Annotated in this window: 17 protein-coding genes; 5 read left to right on the plus strand and 12 right to left on the minus strand. The window is 69.3% G+C overall.

The window, feature by feature from the left end; translation table 11 throughout:
* Positions 1-2 precede the first annotated feature (2 nt).
* The 11 genes from panC to AAF430_24220 all read right to left on the minus strand — a co-directional run bounded on the left by panC (position 3) and on the right by AAF430_24220 (position 8,756).
* The gene (panC, locus tag AAF430_24170; protein MEM7413349.1) at positions 3-887 is read right to left on the minus strand and encodes a pantoate--beta-alanine ligase; all 885 of its coding nucleotides are present in this window, start codon (positions 885-887) and stop codon (positions 3-5) included.
* A gap of 9 nt (positions 888-896) precedes the next feature.
* Positions 897-1,724, minus strand: a complete 828-nt coding sequence (gene panB, locus AAF430_24175) for a 3-methyl-2-oxobutanoate hydroxymethyltransferase (protein ID MEM7413350.1) — start codon at positions 1,722-1,724, stop codon at positions 897-899.
* A gap of 454 nt (positions 1,725-2,178) precedes the next feature.
* Positions 2,179-2,439: a hypothetical protein gene (locus tag AAF430_24180; protein ID MEM7413351.1), complete on the minus strand. Its 261-nt coding sequence runs from the start codon at positions 2,437-2,439 to the stop codon at positions 2,179-2,181.
* Positions 2,436-3,278, minus strand: coding sequence for a 16S rRNA (adenine(1518)-N(6)/adenine(1519)-N(6))-dimethyltransferase RsmA (rsmA, locus tag AAF430_24185; GenBank protein MEM7413352.1), 843 nt, complete (start codon positions 3,276-3,278; stop codon positions 2,436-2,438). The genes AAF430_24180 and rsmA overlap by 4 nt, the downstream gene beginning before the upstream one ends.
* The gene (tsaD, locus tag AAF430_24190) at positions 3,275-4,333 is read right to left on the minus strand and encodes a tRNA (adenosine(37)-N6)-threonylcarbamoyltransferase complex transferase subunit TsaD (protein MEM7413353.1); all 1,059 of its coding nucleotides are present in this window, start codon (positions 4,331-4,333) and stop codon (positions 3,275-3,277) included. The genes rsmA and tsaD overlap by 4 nt, the downstream gene beginning before the upstream one ends.
* 3 nt (positions 4,334-4,336) lie before the next feature.
* Positions 4,337-4,702 (minus strand): RNA polymerase-binding protein DksA, encoded by a 366-nt coding sequence (dksA, locus tag AAF430_24195; GenBank protein ID MEM7413354.1) that lies wholly within the window; start codon positions 4,700-4,702, stop codon positions 4,337-4,339.
* 66 nt (positions 4,703-4,768) lie between these two features.
* Positions 4,769-5,539, minus strand: a complete 771-nt coding sequence (gene ybgF, locus AAF430_24200; GenBank protein ID MEM7413355.1) for a tol-pal system protein YbgF — start codon at positions 5,537-5,539, stop codon at positions 4,769-4,771.
* Between the two features lie 11 nt (positions 5,540-5,550).
* Entirely contained in the window at positions 5,551-6,894 is a 1,344-nt protein-coding gene (locus AAF430_24205; GenBank protein ID MEM7413356.1) for a Tol-Pal system beta propeller repeat protein TolB, read from the minus strand.
* Positions 6,858-7,571, minus strand: a complete 714-nt coding sequence (locus AAF430_24210) for an energy transducer TonB (GenBank protein ID MEM7413357.1) — start codon at positions 7,569-7,571, stop codon at positions 6,858-6,860. Before AAF430_24210 ends, AAF430_24205 begins: the two co-directional genes overlap by 37 nt.
* Positions 7,572-7,658: 87 nt before the next feature.
* Positions 7,659-8,066 (minus strand): protein TolR, encoded by a 408-nt coding sequence (gene tolR / locus AAF430_24215; GenBank protein ID MEM7413358.1) that lies wholly within the window; start codon positions 8,064-8,066, stop codon positions 7,659-7,661.
* A gap of 3 nt (positions 8,067-8,069) precedes the next feature.
* Positions 8,070-8,756 carry a MotA/TolQ/ExbB proton channel family protein gene (locus tag AAF430_24220; protein ID MEM7413359.1) on the minus strand — a complete coding sequence of 229 codons (687 nt, stop codon included), beginning with the start codon at positions 8,754-8,756 and terminating at the stop codon, positions 8,070-8,072.
* 207 nt (positions 8,757-8,963) lie between these two features.
* Here AAF430_24220 and AAF430_24225 point away from each other — a divergent pair, with 207 nt between their 5' ends.
* From AAF430_24225 to AAF430_24245, 5 genes are all read left to right on the plus strand, one after another.
* A complete protein-coding gene (locus AAF430_24225) occupies positions 8,964-10,490 on the plus strand; it encodes a leucyl aminopeptidase (protein ID MEM7413360.1) in 1,527 nt (508 codons plus the stop codon).
* 257 nt (positions 10,491-10,747) lie between these two features.
* On the plus strand, positions 10,748-11,131 hold the full coding sequence (locus tag AAF430_24230) for a c-type cytochrome (protein ID MEM7413361.1): 384 nt from the start codon (positions 10,748-10,750) through the stop codon (positions 11,129-11,131).
* A 94-nt stretch (positions 11,132-11,225) separates the two neighbouring features.
* Complete coding sequence (locus AAF430_24235; protein ID MEM7413362.1) at positions 11,226-12,176, plus strand: RNA polymerase factor sigma-32; 951 nt, start codon at positions 11,226-11,228, stop codon at positions 12,174-12,176.
* The gene (locus AAF430_24240) at positions 12,169-12,456 is read left to right on the plus strand and encodes an acylphosphatase (protein MEM7413363.1); all 288 of its coding nucleotides are present in this window, start codon (positions 12,169-12,171) and stop codon (positions 12,454-12,456) included. Before AAF430_24235 ends, AAF430_24240 begins: the two co-directional genes overlap by 8 nt.
* Before the next feature lie 108 nt (positions 12,457-12,564).
* Positions 12,565-13,239 carry an FHA domain-containing protein gene (locus tag AAF430_24245; GenBank protein MEM7413364.1) on the plus strand — a complete coding sequence of 225 codons (675 nt, stop codon included), beginning with the start codon at positions 12,565-12,567 and terminating at the stop codon, positions 13,237-13,239.
* Positions 13,240-13,272: 33 nt separating this feature from the next.
* On the opposite strand, the gene AAF430_24250 is transcribed toward AAF430_24245, so the two are convergent.
* The gene (locus AAF430_24250; GenBank protein MEM7413365.1) at positions 13,273-14,574 is read right to left on the minus strand and encodes a DUF4124 domain-containing protein; all 1,302 of its coding nucleotides are present in this window, start codon (positions 14,572-14,574) and stop codon (positions 13,273-13,275) included.
* Position 14,575 lies beyond the last annotated feature (1 nt).

Here is a 14,575-nt window from a genome sequence, read left to right on the forward strand (position 1 = left end):
CGTCACGCCTGCGCGAGCAGGACGCGGTTGTCGATGAGTCGAACGGTGTGCCGCTGTTCCGCGGGCGGAACGGCGGGATGCATGAAGACGGCCAGGGCCAGGAGCGTCGGTCCGTCGAGTGTGGTGGGTGCAGGTGACAGGTCGTCGGGGTGGCGGAGCTCGGCGTAGTCGAGTTCGCCGCGAGGCGCCTTCGCCACCTCGGCACGCACGGTGGCGAGCAGGCGAGCGCCGTCGCGCTCCCCCGCCGCCACGGCGGCCTCGGCCGCGTCCAGTGCCCGGGAGAGCACGAGCGCCTGGCTGCGCGCCTCGGCGTCGAGGTTCAGGTTGCGGCTCGAGAGCGCCAGCCCATCGGCCTCGCGCACCGTCGGTGCGCCCACCACCTCGACGTCGAAGCAGAGGTCGCGGGCCATCCGGCGGATCAGGGCGAGTTGCTGGAAGTCCTTCTGACCGAACACCGCGACGTGCGGCTTCGCGACCAGGAAGAGCTTGGCCACGATCGTCGTGACCCCACGGAAGTGGCCGGGCCGAGAGGCCCCGCAGAGCGGCCGGGACAACGCCTCCACCTCGACGAAGGTGTCGGCGCCTTCCGGATACATCTCAGCGGCGTCGGGCAGGAAAACGAGATCCACGCCGGCCTCCCGACACGCCGCGAGATCACTCTCGAGGGTGCGCGGGTAGCCGTCGAGGTCCTTCGGATCGTTGAACTGGGTGGGGTTCACGAAGATCGACACCCAGACCTGGTCGGACCGCTCCCGGGCGGACCGCACGAGGGAGAGGTGTCCCTCGTGCAGTGCACCCATCGTCGGCACCAGGCCGATCCGCTGCCCAGCGGCGCGCACGGCATCGGCGCGCGCCTGCAGCGCTCGAACGCTCTCGATGCGTTCCACCCTTCGGACCTAGCGGTACGAGTGCTCGGCGTCGGGGAACTTGCGCTCCCGGACTTCCTCGGCGAAGCGTCGCGCGGCCTGGGCCACGGTGACCCCGACCCCGGCGTACTGCTTCACGAAGCTGGGCGTCCAGTCCGAGAGGCCGAGCATGTCGTGCATCACGAGCACCTGGCCGTCGCACTCGACACCCGCGCCGATTCCGATCGTCGGGATCTCGAGCGCCTGGGTCACGGCGCGCGCCAGCTCGGCGGGCATGCCCTCGAGCACGACCGCGAACGCTCCGGCTTCCTGCACCGCGTGGGCGTCGGCGATGACGCGCTCGGCGCTGTCCTCGGTGCGACCCTGCACGCGATGGCCCCCCATGCGATGGATCGCCTGGGGCGTGAGGCCGACGTGCCCCATCACCGGAATCTCGGCCGCGACGATGCGCTCGATGGTCGTGGCGACGTTGGTGCCGCCCTCGAGCTTCACGGCCTGGGCCGCGCCCTCCTTCACGCAGCGAACCGCGCTGCGCAGCGCGTCTTCGGACGAGATCTGGTAGCTGCCGAACGGAAGGTCGGCGACGACCAGGGCGCGCGAGGCACCGCGGGCGACGAGCCGGGTGTGATAGATCATCTCGTCGAGGCTGACCGGGAGCGTGGTGTCCTGGCCTTGCACGACATTGCCGAGGGAATCACCGACGAGCAGGACGTCGATGCCAGCGGCATCGAAGATACGGGCGAAGGTGAAATCGTAGGCGGTGAGCATCGTGATCGGCTCGCCGCGCTCCTTCGCGCGCTGGAGGGACGGAGCGGTCACGCGGCGTTCGCGTGCCGATTTCAGGGTGACGGTGGACATGGGGTCCTCCCATCTCGACCTGATTTGTCACCGGCTCCAAGAAAACAAAAACGCGCCATCCCGGATGGAATTCCGGAGGCGCGGCTGACTCGTGCCGTGAGTGTCCGTTCGTGTGCGCCCGGACACCGGTAGCGCGAGTTCGCCTGCTGCTGCCCCCGTCTCGGTCCCGGGAGGATCCGAGCGTGCACTGGGCTGGGCGAGGCGTGTCTTCGGTTTCCTGGCGCACAGCGCTCAGGACGGGGGTTTTGGCCCTTCGATGAAGATCGCAACTTGCGATTCCTCTCTGAGCCGCAGAAAGGATAGACCCCGTTTTTCCTCAGGGTCAAGAAAAGGAATCCCCCCGTGGGGGAGAACCTGTTTCAGCGTTTCGACGGGGAACGAGCGCTGGAAATTCGCTCTGTTCGGGCGGCTCCTGCGAATCGGCCCGCTGCCCCAGAACCGCCACGGGCGCCGCTCAGGGCTCCAGGAGCGCGCGAATCGCAGGCGGGAGATAGCGCTCCTCCAGGGCCGGCCCGGCGTGGGCGCGCAGGCCCTCGACGAGCGCGTCCACCTGCCGCGCGGCGGGCTCGCCGGCGACCAGGACCACCCAGATCTCACCGCGTACGCGGCAGACGCCGCTCGTCGGCGGCGCGTCGGGAGGGCCGGCCGCCCGTACTTCCAGCCCGAACTCCCCGGCGAGCTCCCGCAACGCGACGAGACACTCCTCGGGGCTCACGCGGACCACTCCGCCAGGCTCCGGGTCAACGCGACGAACGCCTCCGGAGCCAACGTCTCCGCACGCGCACCCGCGTCGACGCCCGCGCGAGCGCACACCTCGGCGAGCACCGCCGCCGACCCGAGACCGCCCCCCCGAAGCGCGTTCGCGAGCGTCTTGCGACGCTGGCCGAAGGCGGCGCGAACGACGCGCTCCACCTGACGCAGGGAAGTGTCTCCCAGCACAGCGCTCGGTCGCGGGACGATCCGCACGAAACGCGATGCGACCTGGGGAGCGGGAAAGAAGGCCCCACCGCCGAGATCGCGCACGCGCTCCACGTCGACACAGAGGGCGTGCAGCACCGCCAAGGACCCGTAGTCGCGCCCCCCCGGCGGCGCCGCGATGCGCTCGGCCACATCCCGCTGCAACATCACCGACCAGTCGCGGAGTCGGTCGCGGAGATCGAGCAACACGCGCAGGATCGGGCCCGATACCGAGTAGGGAAGGTTCGCGACGACCCGCACGGCGGCTTCGCGACGGACGAGCCCGGTCCAATCGACGCGCAGGGCATCCTGGTGCAGCAGCTCCACGTTGTCGGGGAGCAGCGCTTCGGCCGCGAGGGCGCGCACCAGTCCCCCGTCGATCTCGATCGTCACGACGCGTCGTGCGCGTGCGGCGAGGGCCCGCGTGAGCACGCCCAACCCGGTGCCCACTTCGATCACGACGTCGTCGGGTTCCACGCCGGCGGCGTCGACCAGCGCGTCCGCCAGCGCGGCGTCGCAGAGAAAGTTCTGCCCGCGGTCCTTGTGGAGCACCAGCTCATGGCGCTTCAGGATCTCGCGGATCTCGTCGGCCTTCACCCGGAACTCGCGCCCTGCCAGGGTGCGGTGCCGAGCGGGACCCGCGAGAAGGAGTTCAGGGCGAAGCCGTGGTGCTCTCCGCGTGCCAGGAGGCGCGCCCCGGCGGCGGCGATCATGGCGGCGTTGTCGGTGCAGAGCGAGAGCGGCGGGAACACGGCGCGAAAGCCGGCGTCGTCCCCCGCGGCAGCCAACGCCTCGCGCAAGCGGCGATTCGCCGCGACGCCCCCCACCACCGCGACCTGGTCGAGCTCGGTCTGGGATGCCGCGCGACGCGTGCGGGCGACCAGCACGTCCACCGCAGCGGCTTCGAAGGAGGCCGCCAGGTCGGCGCGCACGTCGTCGGTGAGCGGACGCTGACGTTCGACCTCGAGCGCGACCGCGGTCTTGAGACCGCTGTAGGAGAAGTCGAGGCCGGGACGATCGAGCAGCGGCCGCGGGAACGAGAACGCGTCGGTGCTTCCTTGCTCCGCCAGCCGCGAGACGGCCGGCCCGCCGGGATAGGGGAGATCGAGGAGCGCGGCGACCTTGTCGAAGGCCTCGCCGACCGCGTCGTCCCGGGTCTCGCCGAGGAGCTCGGGCTCGGCGTCGTCGATGCGGTAGAGCGCCGTGTGCCCGCCCGAGACGACCAGTCCCAGATAGGGCAGCGCGAGGTCCGGGTCCGCGAGCTCCGCCGACGCGAGATGCCCCGACAGATGGTGCACGCCGACGAGCGGAACGCCGAGCCGATACGCGAGCGCCTTGCCGAAGGACAGGCCGACGAGCAGCGAGCCCACGAGCCCCGGGCCCGCGGTCACCGCGACGCCGTTCAGCATGTCGCTTTCGATCTCGGCCTCGCGGAGGGCACGCTCGACGACGCCGGAGACGGCGGCGAGGTGGTCCCGCGACGCGAGCTCGGGCACGACCCCGCCGTAGGGGCGATGGACGTCTTCCTGACCGTGGATGCAACTCGACGCGATCGTGCGACCGTCGCGCACGACGGCCGCGGCCATCTCGTCGCAGGAACTCTCGATCCCGAGCACCCAACGCATCGGATGCCGACCCGAAGCGTCGGGCATGACTCAGCCGGTTCGACGCTCGAGCTTTTCCTGCTCCGACTTGCACTCGATGCAGAGCTCGGCGACGGGGCGAGCCTTGAGACGAGCGACGCCGATGGCCTCGCCACAGGACATGCACTCTCCGTACTCGCCGTCCTCGATCTTCTTCAGCGCCTCGTCGATCTTCGAGAGCAGGCCCTGCTCGCGTTCGCGGAGGCGTCCAGCGAACTGGAGGCTCACCTCGGACGAGGCGATGTCCATTTCATCGGGAAAGTCATCGGGATCGACGTGGATGTCCCCGGACAACGTCTTCTTGGTGTTGCCGACGATCTGTTCACGCTGCTCGGTCAACAGCTTCTTGAACTTCTGCAAGTCCCGCTTGTTCAACACGACCCCCCATGAGCCACGTGTGCGGCTCCACTCTGGTTGTCCGCGTCCCGCCCGCGGAGATTGCGATCAGCCGGCCCCGAGAAGCTCGAGCTGGCGCTTCGCTTCGGGCACGCGAGCCGAATCCGGGTAGTCGCGCATGACCTTCTCGAACGCATTGCCCGCAGCCGTGCCGTGCCCCATCCGCAGCAGCGCTTCGCCTTGTCGGTAGAGCGCGTCGGCGGCTTTATTGCCCGTCGGGTACTGACGAGCCACGTCATCGAACCGCAGAACGGCTGCGGAATAGTTGCCCTGCTTGAAGTAGCAGTCGGCCAGCCAGTAGGTTGCATCGTCGGCATAATCCGAAGCCGGATAAGTTTGCAAGAACTTCCCGAAGCGGTCAACACAGCCCGCCGCGTCTCCGGACCGCCACTTTGCGTAGGCATCCCGGTAGCTCTGGACCTCTTCGGACACGGGCTCCGACGGGGAATCGCCCCCCTGGCCCGGTGACTCGGGCCCCGGCTGCGCCTGGGAAGCGCCCAGGTTCGCCTCGCGGCGCGCCGCCCGCGCCTCCTCGAGCGCCTGCTTCGCCTGGCGCTCCATCACCTCGAGCCGACCGTTCAACGCATCGAGGTCGCGCTGTAGCGACGTCACCTGGGAGCCCAGATCGGCCAGGCGATCCCGATCGCCGGGTCCACCCCCGCCACCCGACTTCTCGAGGTCGGTCACGCGATTCTGGAGCTTGCGCAGCTCGGCTGGCGTCGCGCAGGCCACCGACAAGAGCGCGACCGCTCCGAGAGCGATCGCCAGCACGCGCGCGTGCCGCTTTGCCGTGGACTTTCCTGCCGTGTGTTCGTGCATGCCTTCCCCCCTCAGCGCGGAAAGGGGCCCCAGTCGGGGCTCGTGTTGTTTCCCGCGGAACTGGTCAGACGGCGCAGGCTGGAACCGTCGCGATCGATCACGTAGAGATCCGCCCGCCCGCGCCGCGTCGAGCTGAAGATCAGCTTTCGCGAATTCGGCGACCAGCTCGGTGCCTCGTCACTGCGCGGGTTCGTGACGAGCGGAACGTTCACGGTTCCATCCGGGTCGATCAGCCAGATGTCGAACTGCCCCCCGACCCGGGTCTCGTACGCGATCCACAGCCCGTCGGGCGACCACTTCGGGTTGGTGTTGTAGGAGCCGTCGAAGGTGAGTCGGCGGATGTTCGTCCCGTCCGCATTCATGAGATAGATCTGGGGCGACCCCGTGCGATCGGAGACGAACGAGAGACGCTCGCCATCGGGCGAAAAGGACGGCGAGATGTCGATCGCCCGGCTGCGCGTGAGACGCTTCAGCCGACCCCCGTCCGGAGCCACGGTGAAGAGGTCCGCCGCTTCGCCCGTGCTCATCACGAGCGCCATCCGGTTCGGATCCGGGCTGAAGACCGCCCGGTAGAGCGAGCGCTCTACCCCGAGCCGAGACAGGAGCCGACCGGGACGCGCCTTCCCGCGACTCGACAAGAAGATCAGCGGCCGATTCTGCTGTCGGTAGGAGGTGTAGATGATCCCTTCGCCATCTGGTGACCAGGACGGGAAGTTGTTGATCGAGCGGTTCGCCGTCGCAGCGCGTGCGTTGCTGCCATCGGCGTTCATCACGTAGATCTCTTTGTTGCCGCCGCGATCCGACACGAAGGCGATCTCGGTACTCGACACGCCGCGGAGACCGATGAATGCCTCGACGACGTCGTCGGCCAGGCGACGCGCGGCCCGCTCGAGGTCGCGACCGGACTGCTGGTAGCGGCGGCGCAAGAGGCGCCGACAACGCGACGCATCCCAGACACGGAACGCGATGCTGAAGCCCGCCGGGTCTCGCTCGATCTCGCCCTCGACCAGCGCGTCGGCGCCGATCTGGGACCAGTTCGGGCAGTCGAGAGGCGCGTCGGCGCGCCCTTCGGCCGTCGTCACCGGCCCGAGAAAGGCGTCGTCCGGGATCTGACGGAAGACGTTCGAGTACTCGAGGGCCGCCGTGAGCGCGGCGCGGAACTCGGCGGCCAGCTTGGGGTTGGCGTCGCGGAACTGCTGAACCGCGATCCGATAGGTCTGCTCGCCGCCCGGGGTCACGACCACCGCGGCGCGCTCGGCGCTCGCGGCAGAGAGACCGAACACAGCGGCGAACGCCAGGAGCGTGTAGAGCCCCCGCATCAGAACGCGTCCCGCGGACGGAAGACGATCGTCCACTCTCCCGCCTCCGGCGGCGCCGGAAGCGGGCTCGCCTTGCTGAGCCCTCTCACCACCCCTTCATCGTACCAGGGGTTCCCGGAACGTTGGACGATCTGGGGCGTGCCGAGAATGGCACCCGCGGCATCGAGCCGGACGGTCACGCGCGTCTCGAGATCCTGGGTCCGGAAGCCGGGGGGCACGACCCAGACCCGCTTCATCTGGCGAATCACCTTCGCGTGCCACGCGCGCTCGGCGGCCGACAGCTGGCCCGTCCCGCGGGAAGATCCCGCCGAAGGAACCGTGGCCGTTTGGGACGGGGCCTCCGGGGCGGTCTCGCCCGCCTCACCGCGCATCTGTGCGAGTAGATCTTCCAGGTTCTGCTCCTGCTTCTTCTCCGGCTCGCGGAAGACTTCCTTCTGCTCGCGCGGCTTCGGAGGGGGCTTCGGCTTGGGTTTCGGTTTGGGCTGTGTGGGTTTCTCGGGAAGGACGACCTGCTCGGGCTTCGGGGGCGGCTTCGGTGCGGGCGGAACGGGCTCGGGCTTCGGGGCGGCCCGGGGCTTCGGCGCCGGCGCCGAGGGCGGAGGCTCGATCAGCTCGATGGCGATGACCTGCGGGGGCAGCGCCGCGGAGGAGTCTCCGGGCGCCAGCCAAAAGACCACCATCGCCCCGACGTGCACCAGGGCCGACAGCACCACCAAGCGACGAAACTCGCGCCGGGCCGCTGCATCCTCGCCGCGTCCGTCCGACAGAAACCGACTCCAGTCACGCGGAGCCGTCGCGCGCTATTGCGGCTCGGTCACCATGCCGAGCTTCGTCGCGCCCGCCAGGCGGGCCGCGGCCAGCGCTTTGACGACGGCTCCGTAGTTCACGTTCTCGTCCGCTCGGAGGAAGACGCCCTTGTCGTCGAGCCCCTCCAAGATCGCTTCGAGCTTGGCACCCAGCTCCGCTTCCGTCACCTGGGTGTTCGCCAGGTGGTAGGTCCCATCCTTTTTCACGGTGATGATCAGGGGCTCGTCCTGCACCCGCAGATTCTGGGTCGTCGTGTTCGGCAGATCGACGTCCACGCCCTGCTGCATCATCGGGGCCGTGACCATGAAGATGATCAGCAGCACCAGCACCACGTCCACGAAGGGCGTGACGTTGATCTCCGACATGGCGCGCTGGGTGGAGCCGGGCCGCAGAGCAGGCACGGGTCAGCTCGCCTGCCGGTCGGGAAGGCCCGCCATGCGACGCAGGTCGGCCTCGTATTCCGCCGCGAACAGATCGATCGAGGCCGACAGGCCGCGCAGCTTGCCCATGAAGTGGTTGTAGAAGATCGTCGCGGGGATCGCGGCGAACAGCCCGACCGCCGTCGCGATCAGTGCCTCGGCGATGCCAGGCGCCACCACGGCCAGGCTCGCCGAGCCCGCGCGGCCAATGCCCTCGAAAGCGTTGATGATGCCGACTACGGTGCCGAACAACCCGATGAAGGGAGCCGCCGAACCGGTCGTCGCCAAGAACGAGAACCCGCGCTCGAGCCGGATCCCCTCGCGCGTGCTCGCCCAGTTCACGTTGCGCTCGAGCACCAGGAGATGGGGCTCGGTGAGCGTGACGGGACCCCCGGTCGTTCGGGCGAGGCGTCGCAGTTCGTTGTACGCGGACAGGAAGATCGCGGCGAGCGGGCTGCGATCGAGGTCCTTCGCGGCCGCATACGACTCGTCGAACGAGCTCGTGTGATAGACCTCGAGGAATGCCTCGCTATCCTGCTCCGCACGGCGAAGCTCGCGAAGCTTGAAGAAGATCACCGCCCACGAGAAAACGGACAGTGCCACCAGGATGGCAAGCACCGCCTGGACGATGATGCTCGCCTGTGCGACCAGGTCGAGAACACCGAGGCTCACGGAACGCCCCCCATTGCCGTTCCGAACCACAAGGTCATGGAATCACTCGCTGTGTGAATTCGGGGCGCGAGTCTAGGAGAGGCCCAGAGTCGCTTCAAGGAACCAGGACGGTTCGACGAAGCCACCTCCCTGGCGCAGCCGCCGATTCGCTGAACCCATCCCATACAAGCCACGGGGTCGAACCCCGGTCGAAGGTCGGAGGTTGTGATGAAGGTCACCGTAGATTCGCGCGCACCGGGAGAGGCGTCGGTCGACCTGCTCGCCGTCCCGATCGCCACCGAAGAGGCCCGCCGCGCGCGACTCGCACCGCGCGTGAACAGCATCGACCGGGCCCTGGGTGGCGCCATCAAGGGCTTGGTGGGGCTCGGCGACTTCACGGGCAAGGCCGGTCAGGTGGCCCTCGTCTACCCGAACCGCCAGCGCAAGGCGAAGCGACTGCTCCTGATCGGCCTCGGCGACGGCAAGAAGGTCGACGCCGAAGCCCTGCGCCGCGCCGCAGGCCACGCGGTCTCTCGCGCGAGGTCCTCGCGGGCCACACGCGTCGCGATCGCCGTTCCGCCGGCCGGCGCCTGCAGCGAGGCCGAGGGGATCCAGGCCCTCGCCGAGGGTGCCGTGCTCGCGGGCTACCGCTTCGACGAGTACCGCGACACCAAGGACGCCGGTGCCGAGGTGTCCGCCGTGTCGCTGCTCGTGCCCCGGGGCCAGAACCTGCGCGAAAGCCGCGAGGCGGCGCGTATGGGGCTCGCGATCGGCGAATCGCAGAACGTCGCGCGCGATCTCTCGAACGAGCCGCCGAACGTCCAGTCGCCCGACCACCTCGCGAAGGCTGCCCGCGCCGTCGCCAAGGAAGTCGGCCTGCGCGCCAAGGTGCTCGGCGTTCCCGAGCTCGAGAAGCGCAAGATGAACGCGATCCTGGCCGTCGGCGGGGGGAGTTCGCGTCCGCCCCGCTTGATCGTGCTCGAGCACAAGCCGAAGTCCGCCCCCAAGGACGCGCCGATCTTCTGTGTGGTCGGTAAGGGCATCACCTTCGACTCGGGCGGAATCTCGATCAAACCCTCGGCGGGCATGGACGAGATGAAACACGACATGTCGGGCGCGGCGACGGTCGTGGGTGTGATGCGCGCCTGCGCCGCCCTCGACCTGCCGCTCCCGGTGGTCGGGATCATCGGTGCGGCCGAGAACCTGCCCAGTGGAACGGCGTATCGCCCTGGCGACGTCGTGACCGCGGCCTCGGGAAAGACGATCGAGGTGCTGAATACCGACGCCGAGGGCCGCGTCGTACTCGCCGATGCCCTCCACTACGCCCTCACCGAGTACGAGCCGGAGGCGATCGTCGATCTCGCGACCCTCACCGGCGCCTGCGTGGTGGCCCTGGGACGCTGGGCAACGGGCATTTTCGGTAGCCATGACGGACTCTTGGAGGCCATCCGCAGCAGCGGGGAGCGGGTCGGCGAATGCGCCTGGCCGCTGCCTCTGCTCGACGGCCACAAGCAGGAGATCCGCAGCCAGGTTGCCGACATCAAGAACACCGGTGGCCGGCAGGCCGGCGCATCGACCGCCGCGGCCTTCCTCTCCCACTTCGTGGGGGACACGCCGTGGGTCCACATGGACATCGCCGGCACGGCCTGGACGACGGGACAACCCGGCCCCTACCAGCCGCGTGGCGCGACCGGCGTCGGCGTGCGCCTGCTGGTGGACCTGCTCCAGCGCTGGGACGGGTCCGCTGTGGACTGATTCCGCCACGCCCCTCCGGCGAAATGCGGTCTCTCTCGCCGGCTTGCCCCGGTCAGAGCGCGCTTCTAAGCTCGCGCGGCCTCAAGGCCGGGACGCGGTCCCACGAGTTGTCCGAGCGACGGCAGAGCAACAGGTCCCAAACCGCTCCGCCCCTCGGCTCGCTTCTCGCGTGTCCCCACGATGGATCGTTTCGTGCACACAACCCGCGCACCGAATTCGCTCTGCGAGCCGGTGACGCACCCCAATGGAGGAATCCCATGCACCTCAATCGAACGCTATTGCCCGCTGTACTACTGGCCGCCGCCGCCTGGCTCTTCCCGCTCGGCGCTCTGGCTGGCGACGCGGCCGCGGGCAAGGAGAAGTACACGATCTTTTGCGTCACCTGTCATGGCGAGACCGGCAAGGGCGATGGCCCTGGCGGTGCCGGCCTGCAGCCGCCCCCGCGGGATTTCTCGACGGGTGACTTCAAGTTCGACGCCGACGGCAATGGCACTCCCGGTGAGGATGCCGATCTCCGCATGGTGATCGCGCAGGGAGCGGCCGCCTTCGGTGGCTCGCCGCTGATGACGCCCTGGGGCGGCACGCTCACCGACGAGGACATCGACAACCTCGTCGCCGTGATCCACTCGCTGAAGGAGTAGCGGGACCACCCGACTCCTCTCGAAACCCGACGAAGCCGGGTCCTGTGTTTCAGGACCCGGCTTCCCGTTGGGTGCTACCTTCGCCGCGTCCGCCATGGCCGACGCTCCGCGAGAAACTCGGGTCGTTCCGGCCCTCCCCGACGTCCCCACCCCCGCGACGACCGCGAAGAGCGATCGCGCAGTCGGACCCGTCGATGCGCTCTCGGCCTACATGTCCGAGTTGGGGAAGCACGCGCCGATCTCCCGCGAGGAAGAGCACGAGCTCGCCGTGCGCTGGGTCGAGGAAGGCGACGTCGAGGCAGCCCGGCAGCTGGTCCTCGCGAATCTTCGCCTCGTGGTGAAGATCGCGATGGAGTACCGGCGCGCCTGGACGAACGTCCTCGACCTGATTCAGGATGGCAACGTCGGCCTGATGGAAGCGGTGCAGCGCTACGACCCGTACCAGGGCGTGAAGCTCTCGTCCTACGCCGTCTATTGGATCCGCGCCTACATCCTCCAGTACATCCTCGACAACTTCCGGATCGTTCGGCTCGGCACGACGCGCGCACAACGCAAACTCTTCTGGCGGCTCAACAAGGAGAAGCGCGAGCTCGAGCGGCAGGGCTTCGAGGTCGAGCCGCGGCTGATCGCGGAGCGGCTCGAGGTCAGTGAAGCCGACGTCGAAGACATGGAGATGCGACTGCGCGAACCCGACCAATCGATGAACGCGCCGGCGCGCCGCGACGAAGCTACCGCCGAGTTCGGTGACTTCATGCGCGCGGGGGGCACGAGCGCCGAAGACGCGGTCGCAGACCGAGAGCTGCGCGCGGTCTTCCTCGAGCAGGTCGAGGCCTTCGCCGAAACGCTGGGCGAGCGCGATCGGCGGCTGATCGAGGAGCGAATCCTCGCGGACGAACCGAAGACGCTGGCCGAGCTGGGTGAGGTCTTCGGTGTCTCGCGCGAACGCGTGCGACAACTCGAGGCGAAGCTCGTGGAGCGCTTGCGCACCCACTTCCAGGAGAACCTGGTCGACTTCGAGTACTACGCCGCCCCGAACGATGACTGACGCGGCGGCCCCGCGCCGGGTCCGCGTACGCGTCGAGGGGCGGGTCCAGGGGGTTGCGTTCCGCGCCCACACCGCCGACGCCGCGCGCGCGGCGGCTGTGGCCGGTTGGGTGCGGAACCGCACCGACGGGAGCGTGGAGGCCTGCCTGGAGGGCGCTCCCGACGCCGTCGAGCGGGTCGTTGCCGCGATGCGGGCGGGTCCCCGCTTCGCCCGGGTCCGCACGCTCGAGATCTGGGACGAGGCGAGCGAGGGCGACCGCTTCTTCGAGATTCGCCGCTGAAGCGCGCCCGGCGAGGTAAAAAACCCCCGCCTCGAGAGCGTCCACGCCTCTGCGAGCGCGCGTCGTTGCCGGTTAAAGAAGCGCCTCGATCTGGCCGAGTGGGAACCCATGGCTGACCGCTCGACGCCGATGCTGTTCGCGCCTCCCCAGCCCCCCTACCAGCTGCCGGCGGGGGAGACCGTGATCCTGGGACGCAGCCGCGAATGCGCACTGCGACTTCCGGACGCGGACACGTCCCGCAAGCACGCGAAGATCGTGTGCGATGGCGACGCGTTCGTGATCCACGACCTCGGCAGCACGAACGGCACGTTCGTGAACGGCGAGCGGGTCTCGACCCAGACCCTGCGCCCCGGCGACCGGATCGAGATTGGCGCCAACCAGGTCACGTTCTGCGAGGTCGCAGCCGGCCTCGACGCGGGCGACGACGACGAAGCGCAGACCCAGCTATTCGCACGTCCGGTACGGGACGAAGTCTTCCGCGGCGATCTGGCCGAGATCCCGCCCTTCGCGGTCCTCCAGATCCTGGAACTCGGCCGCAAGACCGGCGTGGTTCACGTCGACTCGGACACCGCGCCGGGGAAGCTCTGGCTCCGCCGAGGAGACCCGGTGCACGCCGAGACCAAGGAGCAGATCGGCTTCGACGCGGCCGTCTCGCTGGTGAACGCCAACACGGGCCGCTTCGTCTTCGAGCCCCTGATCGAGCTGCCCGACGCCACCATCGAAGCATCGGTGACCCAGCTGCTGCTGGAAGCCTCCCGTCTGCTCGACGAAGGGCTCTGCTAGCCAGCCGGGTTTCGCACCGGCGGCCGCGGCGCGTCAGGGCGCGTCGTTCGCCGGGCGCGGCAGACGTCCCGCGAACTCGGACTGGATCCAGCGCTGCACGGCGGCGTCGAGCCCGGCGGTGTCGAGCCCGACCAGCGCCTCGAGCGCCTCGTCGAAAGGACGCCCCGCGCCGATCTCGTTCAGGAGTCGAGCGCGACCCGCCACGTCGGTGTGCTGCTCCAACCAGACCGCCGCCGCCGTCGACTCCAGGTACGCCGCGCGCGCATCGTCGTCGGCGAGCCCGGAGAAGCTGGGAGCGAGCCGACGGAACGAGATCCACTCCTGGGCATCGATCCGGCGCTTCAGCAGTGTGCGCTCACTGCGCGTCAGGCCCGGCTGTTGGCGCGACTCGCGCTCGGCGAGCTCGGCGAAGCCCTCGTTCAGCCAGTAGGGCCGATCGCCTCCCGTGCGCTCGCGAAACACGGCGTGGGTGTACTCATGGAAGAGCAGCGCGCGAAGCTCACCCGCCGGGTGCGCCGCCGAGACCACGTGGATCCGGCCGTCGAAGAACCCGACGGTTCGAAACGAGAAACGATGGCGATGCTCGGCGTCGTAGGCCGCACGCCCATAGAAGACGACGCCCAGCGGCTCGAGGGGGTCGAAGCCAAGCCGGCTCGCGCCGCTCTGGCGCGCCTCCTCCAGGTAGCGCAGTACGGTCGACGGGTAGTTCGGTGCGGCACGCCCGAGATCGGGGTCGAGCTGCACCCGGAAATACGGGCTGGCGAGTTCGGGCCACGGGCCCGCGGCACGCGCGCGGGTTTCGTCGGCCAGTCGCCGCTCGTCTTCGAGGGCGGCCATGCGCCGTCGCGCCGATTCGCGCCAGTCTTCGAGATCATCACCGGCCGTCGCCAGGAAGGCTTCGAGGTGGGAGCGCGCCGAGTCGTAGCGGCCGCGGTGGCGATCCAGCAGCGCCAGGTACCAGTGCGGCTCGGGTCGGGCCGGGTGCTCGCGCAGGATGCCGCGCAGCTCGGCCGCCGCCCGCGCGTTCTCGCCGCGCTGCAAGTCGCCCACGGCCGCACGCAGTGCTCGCTGCACGCGGGCCTCTTCCCGGTTCGCCGAGGGATCCCGCGTCGCGGCCTGGCCGACCGGTCCGTCCCAGAGAGCGCGGCGCGCTTCGGGGCCGTGGGATCGCTCGCGCACCTCCTCGGGGACGTTCGCGGGCTGATTGCTGATGTGGGTGACGCCGCGTTCGTCGATCCAGACGAAGGTCTCGGCCGTGGCGATGCCGAGCACACCCGCGACCAACACACACCCCAATCCCATCCCGATCCAGCCGCGGCGCATGTCGGTGTGCATC

Source organism: Myxococcota bacterium (genome assembly GCA_039030075.1).
Taxonomy (GTDB): domain Bacteria; phylum Myxococcota_A; class UBA9160; order UBA9160; family SMWR01; genus JAHEJV01.

Excerpts from the sequence above, each read along its gene's own strand:
- panB (MEM7413350.1), bottom strand. The coding sequence starts at position 1,724 with ATGTCCACCGTCACCCTGAAATCGGCACGCGAACGCCGCGTGACCGCT.
- tsaD (MEM7413353.1), bottom strand. The coding sequence starts at position 4,333 with ATGCCCGACGCTTCGGGTCGGCATCCGATGCGTTGGGTGCTCGGGATC.
- ybgF (MEM7413355.1), bottom strand. The coding sequence starts at position 5,539 with ATGCACGAACACACGGCAGGAAAGTCCACGGCAAAGCGGCACGCGCGC.
- AAF430_24225 (MEM7413360.1), top strand. The coding sequence starts at position 8,964 with ATGAAGGTCACCGTAGATTCGCGCGCACCGGGAGAGGCGTCGGTCGAC.
- AAF430_24230 (MEM7413361.1), top strand. The coding sequence starts at position 10,748 with ATGCACCTCAATCGAACGCTATTGCCCGCTGTACTACTGGCCGCCGCC.
- AAF430_24235 (MEM7413362.1), top strand. The coding sequence starts at position 11,226 with ATGGCCGACGCTCCGCGAGAAACTCGGGTCGTTCCGGCCCTCCCCGAC.
- AAF430_24240 (MEM7413363.1), top strand. The coding sequence starts at position 12,169 with ATGACTGACGCGGCGGCCCCGCGCCGGGTCCGCGTACGCGTCGAGGGG.
- AAF430_24245 (MEM7413364.1), top strand. The coding sequence starts at position 12,565 with ATGGCTGACCGCTCGACGCCGATGCTGTTCGCGCCTCCCCAGCCCCCC.
- AAF430_24250 (MEM7413365.1), bottom strand. The coding sequence starts at position 14,574 with ATGCACACCGACATGCGCCGCGGCTGGATCGGGATGGGATTGGGGTGT.